Here is a 2988-nt window from a genome sequence, read left to right on the forward strand (position 1 = left end):
GCCTGGAAGTTAGCCAGCGGTTGCCTCGTTGCACGGCTGTTGGCATGGTGAAGTTCATCATGATTAGGAGGGAAAGGCTAGCGCATGCGGCAGATCGATATCGACAGCCTGGACGAGGCAACCCTCATTGAACTCAACGCCCGCATCGTCGAGCGTCTGCAGTTTCTGCATCACCAAAGAACCGCTGCTGCGCTGCAGGATATCAGGGTAGGAAGCGGCGTGACGTTCGACGGCCCTGGCGGTTTCCCGGTCCGTGGCGTCGTCATCCGGCGCAACAAGAAGACGGTGACGGTGCATGCTGAGGATGACCGGCAATGGAACGTATCGCCGACGCTGCTGAAGCTCACCGGCTCCAACGTGCTCGATAGGCTGGATGACGTCATGGCGGGCAAGGCTGAGTCAGACGGGGGCATGTCAGGTGGGGCCGGTACCAGCACGTCGGCTAAGATCGTTGCTTTCCCCAAGCCTGATAGCCGTTGATGTGCTCAAGCTCTGGCGGCGGTCATCGTGGCCAGTGGGGCAATGGACCGTTCCGGTGCGCCAATACCCAGCCGATCGCCAAGATAGTGCCAGAAAGACAGGCCGAGCTTCTTGCAGGTCTTCAACAGGCCAAGCATGCTATCTCGCGCCTGCCGACCGTTACGACTGATCGTGCCACCCGAAATCTTTCGCTTGGTGACAAAGCTGCGCAGATCTCTTTCCGACGCATTTGTAAGGAGCGGGGTTTACGGTCGCTCCAGAACCCTCAGCAGTTCCGCCTTGCGGCGCTTCAGCCGAGACGGCAGTTTGTCGAGATCGGTATAGCCGGTGCGGATAGAGAAAATTCGATCGAACCGAGCCTGAAGTCCGATGGCTGCCTGTCGGCTGGGACTTCGCGAATAATCTTTTAGAAGCTTGTAGAAGAGCCAGATGAGTTCGCGCAGGGTCTCGACATGCTTCACCTGGCGCGGCGACGCTGGCATCAGCTTTTGCAGCAGCCGTTCGGCGTGGACCCAGCACAGCGCATGGGTGCCGACCCGGAATTGTCCGGCATCGTCGGAGACGATCACCGCATTGCCAACCAGACTATGATGGCGGATGGAGCCCCAGATGCCGGCCTCGGCAAACGGGCGGAGGATGTCCCTGTCGAAGATGTCGATACCATTTTCAGCCAGATACGCGAGAAACGGAACCTGATTGGCAAACCGCCGCGGTTCGCTTCTCTTCAGCCATGCCAGAAGGGTGGGGTCCACCTGCCGGTCTTGCAGAAAGGCGAACGCCGCATCATTGAGGACATAGTCCTGGTAGTTGCCGCGCAGCAGAGTCAGAAAGTTCAACCGCGACTTCGACAGTGCGGTGCGAAAGGCGGTGAAATGCTCGCCGCCGATACGCGTCGTATGAAAATTTCGGTTGGCATGGCGGGCGCCGGTGTCATCGACCGTCACAAAGGGTGCCGAGACCAGGCCGGCATGCAGCACGGCGGCATCCTCGGCATGAAAACCATCCAGACGCTCTGTCAGAAACCGGATGACCTGACGTTTGGAAATCTCGACACCAACATCGTTGAGCAGGGTCGTCAATCGCTGCGTTGTGACCTGCCCATGAACACGAGGCAAAGGGGTACGAGCGCGTCGAGAACGATTATGTGCTCCTGACCGACGAGGATCTGGAATCCGTCGAACTGGAGACGGTTCGTACGATTGACATCGAAAAATTCGTGCTGCGTGGCAGCATCCAGTGGGTCTATCTCGAAACTCCGTACTACCTCACCGTAAACGACAAAATCGGCGATGAAGCATTCGCGGTCATACGGCAAGCAGTTGCATATATGCCTTCGCTGACGTCGTCTCGATCGTCTCCCTCGGCAAATACGGGTAGATGGACAGGTCCAGTCGTGGCGGCCGGCGCTCCACCCGACACAGGATCAGATGCTTGACCGCGTCGAAGCCGATCGCGCCAAGCTGGAGGGCCTGCTTCACCGCCGCGTGAAGGTCGGCAAGCTCAAAGCTTTCCAGTAAGCGCAGGACCTGCACATACTCACGCCGGCCACCACGACACTTCGGAGGAAACCGGATTTCTCCCGCCTATCCGGGCCTTTTCCGTCGATGATCATTTTATTCTCCGTTCAAGAGAAAAATCGGATCGGACGCCGTCTGACGACCGGGATGAGCACGGGCGCAGCATGCCGGTTTTGCCGCTCGATGAATTCGATCTGTTCGCGATATTGCAGCTTGAGCTTTTTGAGCGCGCTCAGACGAAGACCATCGGGGGCGGGACGAGCCTGCTCATCGTCGATCGTTGACTGCACGTGCGCCTTTCTGTGGCGGAGGGCTTTTAGAAACTGGTCCATTTGGGGCTCCTTTGTTGTTGCACCCTCAATATCGGAGCCGCAGCTCAATAGGTCCAATTCATTATTGAAATCGCAACGATAGATGTTATCTATCACGAATGCCGTATCGTCCGACCCTTCGACAGCTGGAGTACATCGTCGCCCTGGACGACTTGCGGCATTTTGGACAAGCGGCAAAGCGCTGTCACGTTTCCCAGCCGACGCTTTCCGTACAGGTTGGCCAGGTTGAGAAGGCGCTTCGCGTGACCCTCTTCGAGCGAACGCCGACTAGCGTCATCACGACGCCGGTGGGACTTGAGTTGGTCCGCAGCGCGCGGATAGCGCTGACCGCGGTGGATGACGCCATTGAGGCAACCTTCAATGACACGCAATCCTTGGGCAGGTTAATCAGAATGGCAACCGCCCCGACGTTCGGCCCATATTTTTTGCCGCGCTTTCTGCCCGGCATACACCGAGCGTTTCCGTCACTAAAAATCTACATTCGTGAGGACCGTCCAACAGCAATCGAAGCCGCCGTTGCGGAGGGTGTCCTTGACTGCGGGCTCGGGCCGGCACCGGAGCGGTCGGGTTTGACGTTCCGACGGATTGGCAATGAAAAACTGTACCTCGGCGTGGCTGCCGAGCATCGTCTGGCAGAACGTGAAGCGGTAGCAATCTGC

General features: G+C 58.2%; 3 protein-coding genes and 3 pseudogenes. 3 read left to right on the top strand and 3 right to left on the bottom strand.

The features are described 5' to 3' along the window. The first annotated feature begins 84 nt into the window (after positions 1-84). Positions 85-480, top strand: a complete 396-nt coding sequence (locus tag AX760_RS02835; protein WP_071831321.1) for a hypothetical protein — start codon at positions 85-87, stop codon at positions 478-480. Positions 481-485: 5 nt separating this feature from the next. Here the strand turns inward: AX760_RS02835 and AX760_RS26410 are convergent. Beyond that, positions 486-1631: pseudogene (locus tag AX760_RS26410) on the bottom strand (IS66 family transposase); the annotation flags it as partial. On the opposite strand from AX760_RS26410, the pseudogene AX760_RS02845 reads away from it, so the two are divergent. Further along, positions 1583-1801 (top strand): annotated as a pseudogene (locus AX760_RS02845) (Ku protein); the annotation flags it as partial. The pseudogenes AX760_RS26410 and AX760_RS02845 overlap by 49 nt on opposite strands. Here the strand turns inward: AX760_RS02845 and AX760_RS02850 are convergent. Both AX760_RS02850 and AX760_RS02855 read right to left on the bottom strand, forming a co-directional pair. Next, positions 1785-2027 (bottom strand): annotated as a pseudogene (locus tag AX760_RS02850) (IS21 family transposase); the annotation flags it as partial. The pseudogenes AX760_RS02845 and AX760_RS02850 overlap by 17 nt on opposite strands. Positions 2028-2104: 77 nt before the next feature. Further along, complete coding sequence (locus tag AX760_RS02855) at positions 2105-2329, bottom strand: DUF465 domain-containing protein (protein ID WP_071831322.1); 225 nt, start codon at positions 2327-2329, stop codon at positions 2105-2107. Positions 2330-2427: 98 nt separating this feature from the next. Here AX760_RS02855 and AX760_RS02860 point away from each other — a divergent pair. Then, a partial coding sequence (locus AX760_RS02860) for a LysR family transcriptional regulator (RefSeq protein WP_139276429.1) occupies positions 2428-2988 on the top strand: 561 nt, incomplete at its 3' end.

Origin of the sequence: Pararhizobium antarcticum (assembly GCF_001885585.1) — a bacterium.
Lineage (GTDB): Bacteria > Pseudomonadota > Alphaproteobacteria > Rhizobiales > Rhizobiaceae > Pararhizobium > Pararhizobium antarcticum.